1 protein-coding gene and 1 pseudogene are annotated in these 756 nt (G+C 33.1%); both read left to right on the top strand.

Going from position 1 to position 756, the window contains the following annotated elements:
- Nucleotides 1-118 (top strand): annotated as a pseudogene (locus ACEN4N_RS11480) (IS30 family transposase); the annotation flags it as partial.
- Nucleotides 119-337: 219 nt separating this feature from the next.
- Entirely contained in the window at nucleotides 338-487 is a 150-nt protein-coding gene (locus tag ACEN4N_RS11485) for a hypothetical protein (protein WP_407090463.1), read from the top strand.
- The last annotated feature ends 269 nt before the right edge of the window (nucleotides 488-756 follow it).

Genomic DNA, 756 nt, shown 5'->3' on the forward strand with positions numbered 1-756 from the left:
TGCAACTGATGAAGAGATACAAGGTTGGGCAACGAAATTAAATACACGTCCCAAAAAATGTTTGAATTGGAAAACACCTTATGAAATCTTTTATAAAACTGTGTTGCACTTAATTTGACAATTTAAGCTTTAAAGAAATGGTTTCAGTAGCAAGAGCTAGCTTGTTTACTCTAACTTTTGGGGTGTGATCGCCATTATTATTTTCAGTGCCCTAATACATGAAGCTTCCTAACCTTATGTATTAGTAATGGAAGGCAAATTTGCTACGATAAAAAATAGATACACCTCACTCTTATATAAAATATTAATATTGGTATACATCAAAAGGAGATTTTCGATGAAAAAAACAACTCAAATAAATTACTTTAAGCAGAAAATAATTGAATATGTGAATTTACGTGATACTTCAGAAAAAACATATATCAGAGAAGATATTTTAGACAATTTTCAAAAAATTAAAACACAAAGTAACCTGAATAATTCATAGCTATCTGTGGATAACTATTTCACTGACTATTTTCGTTCATTTGAGTATTTTTGTTGTCTTGACTGGCTCGAATAAAGTCGGTTCAGGCAGATTTTGATAGGCTCGCCCAAAAAAAGGGGATACCACCCCCTTGGTTTTACACTACGCCGATTGTAAAATTAAGCTAGACAACTAAAACAGCCATTTGTGGTACACTCAACTTGTAATTCCGACCAAAGAATACAAAGGAGTGACCACAAATGACCTACACCCATCTTACCACGGATGAA

Source organism: Ruoffia sp. FAM 20857, from assembly GCF_045528645.1.
Taxonomy (GTDB): domain Bacteria; phylum Bacillota; class Bacilli; order Lactobacillales; family Aerococcaceae; genus Ruoffia; species Ruoffia halotolerans.

Bases quoted from the DNA above. Each gene is read 5' to 3' on its own strand.
- ACEN4N_RS11485 (WP_407090463.1), top strand. From the start codon at position 338: ATGAAAAAAACAACTCAAATAAATTACTTTAAGCAGAAAATAATTGAA.